The sequence below is a fragment of the Fretibacterium sp. genome (assembly GCF_057312375.1).
This window is the reverse complement of record NZ_DBHLDX010000127.1, coordinates 1-2,095: the sequence shown is the minus strand read 5'-3', so window position 1 is coordinate 2,095 and position 2,095 is coordinate 1. Positions and strand designations below refer to the sequence as shown.

4 protein-coding genes are annotated in these 2,095 nt (G+C 63.7%); 3 read left to right on the top strand and 1 reads right to left on the bottom strand.

Annotated features, from left to right (window positions below):
* Positions 1-18: 18 nt before the first annotated feature.
* From ACO41U_RS10425 to ACO41U_RS10415, 3 genes are all read left to right on the top strand, one after another.
* Positions 19-780 carry a LamB/YcsF family protein gene (locus ACO41U_RS10425; protein ID WP_485943794.1) on the top strand — a complete coding sequence of 254 codons (762 nt, stop codon included), beginning with the start codon at positions 19-21 and terminating at the stop codon, positions 778-780.
* Between the two features lie 60 nt (positions 781-840).
* A complete protein-coding gene (gene yedF / locus ACO41U_RS10420; protein WP_485943792.1) occupies positions 841-1,434 on the top strand; it encodes a sulfurtransferase-like selenium metabolism protein YedF in 594 nt (197 codons plus the stop codon).
* Between the two features lie 61 nt (positions 1,435-1,495).
* Positions 1,496-1,639 carry a hypothetical protein gene (locus tag ACO41U_RS10415; RefSeq protein ID WP_485943790.1) on the top strand — a complete coding sequence of 48 codons (144 nt, stop codon included), beginning with the start codon at positions 1,496-1,498 and terminating at the stop codon, positions 1,637-1,639.
* Positions 1,640-1,750: 111 nt separating this feature from the next.
* Here ACO41U_RS10415 and ACO41U_RS10410 read toward each other — a convergent pair.
* Positions 1,751-2,095 (bottom strand): PucR family transcriptional regulator (locus tag ACO41U_RS10410; RefSeq protein WP_485943788.1); only part of this gene is annotated, 345 nt, incomplete at its 5' end.

Below are 2,095 nucleotides of genomic sequence, written 5' to 3'. Positions count from 1 at the left end.
TAGAGGAGTGATGACCTGATGCCTTACAAGGTGGATTTGAACAGCGACCTGGGCGAGAGCTTTGGCGCCTGGAAGATGGGCATGGACGAGGACGTGCTGACCTTCGTCTCATCCGCCAACGTGGCCTGCGGGTTCCACGCGGGCGACCCGCTGGTGATGAAGAACACGGTAGCCGCGGCCAGGGCCGCCGGCGTGGCCGTAGGGGCCCACCCAGGTTACCCGGACGTGGTGGGCTTTGGTCGGCGCGGCATGGTCTGCTCGGCGGACGAACTGTACACGGACGTGCTGTATCAGGTGGGGGCCCTGAAGGCCTTTTGTGAGGCCACTGGGCTGAAGCTCCAGCACGTGAAGCCCCACGGCGCCATGTACAACAGCGCGGCCAAGAAGCTGGAAGAGGCCATGGCCATCGCCCAGGCCGTGAAGGACGCCGGGGACGGCATCATTCTCATGGGGCTGGCGGGGTCCAAATTCGACGAGGCGGCGGAGAAGCTGGGCATCCCCTACGCGGCGGAGGCCTTCGCGGACCGGGGCTACATGAACGATGGCTCCCTGGTGCCGCGCAGGATGGAGGGGGCCTTCGTCAAGGACGTGGAGGTCGCGGCCAGGCGCGTAATCCGCATGGTGAAGGAAGGGGTGGTGGAGGCCGTCGACGGAACGGTGGTCAGGCTGAAACCCCAGTCCATCTGCCTGCATGGCGACTCCCCAACGGCCGTGCAGATGGCCCGGACGCTCCGCGCCCGCCTGGAGGAGGCCGGCATCGAGATCGCCCCCCTGAAGTAGGGATGCGGGGAGTGGGGCGGTATAATTAAGGAAACACGACTTTTTAGGAGGGACTCTTTTATGATCACAGTTAACGCTATGGGGAAGGCCTGTCCGGAGCCGGTCATTATGACGAAGGCGGCGCTGGAGAAGGGAGCGACGGAGCTGGAGGTCCTGGTGGACAACGCCGTCGCCGCCTCGAACGTCACGCGCCTCCTGGAGGGGCAGGGGTTCCAGGTGGAGCGTCGAGAGAATGCTGGCGAGTTCAGGCTGACCGGCCGGAGAGACGGTGCGGCCGTTGCCGCAGCCCCCGTTTCGGCCTCCTGCCCGCAGGGTGGCGCCCGCCTCGCCGTCTTGGTCACGGGCAAGACCCTGGGGCGCGAGGACAAGGAGCTGGGCGAGGTCCTGATCAAGGGTTTTATGGGCACGCTCTCGAAACTTGAGACGCCGCCCGCGGTGCTGGCCCTCATGAACGAGGGGGTCAAGCTGGCCCTGCCGGAGGCCTCCACCTGCGACCACCTGAAGGACCTGGAGAAGGCGGGCACGCGGGTCCTGGTGTGCGGGACCTGCACGAACCACTTCGGGGTCACCGAGCAAGTCGGCGTGGGGACGGTCTCCAACATGTTCGAGATCCTTGAAGCCGTTACGGGCGCGGACAGGATTCTGAGTGTCTAACGAACGATAGGGCGCGCGTCGAGGGACCGGCTCTCGCGTTCCTCGTGATGCAGGGATATTCATGGAGTGCCTGACGTCGATGCTGCAGGGCCGGGGGCTTCCTATTCCATCGGTCGGGCTCGACGAGGGGGTCCAGGAAACGCTGTCCTGGAAGGAGCTACTGACGAGACTGCGCGACGAGGCTGTGAAGCAATTGAGAGTTTGAAGACTCCGACACTCCCACCGTCCCTATGCAGATCGAGGACCTTTTCGGACCCGCCATCCTCTGGGGAAGCGCTGAAGCGCGCTTCCCCAGGCCGTTTCAGGACTTCGGTTCCTAAAGTTCCGGGGAGGGGAGGTTCGAGAGCAGGCAGGCGATGTAGAGCTCGATGTAGTTGCGGAAGGAGCGCAGGGATTTCTGTGTGCGCTCCTCTATTTTCTTGAGCCGGTAGTTGAGGGTGTTCCTGTGGATGTGCAGTTCGTCCGCGGTGCTTTGGCGGTTGAAGAAGTTCATTCCGTAGACGATGATCGTGTTCTTGAGCTCGTCGTCGTTCGGATCCAGGTTGAACTCGGTGAAACGGTCCCGGATGAAGCGCTGCCGGGCGGAGGCAGGGAGGCTCAGGAGAAGGGACTCCACCCGAAGGTTCTGGATGTCGTAGATGCCGGGCTGCTTGAAGAGCAG

Excerpts from the sequence above, each read along its gene's own strand:
- ACO41U_RS10425 (WP_485943794.1), top strand. The coding sequence starts at position 19 with ATGCCTTACAAGGTGGATTTGAACAGCGACCTGGGCGAGAGCTTTGGC.
- yedF (WP_485943792.1), top strand. The coding sequence starts at position 841 with ATGATCACAGTTAACGCTATGGGGAAGGCCTGTCCGGAGCCGGTCATT.
- ACO41U_RS10415 (WP_485943790.1), top strand. The coding sequence starts at position 1,496 with ATGGAGTGCCTGACGTCGATGCTGCAGGGCCGGGGGCTTCCTATTCCA.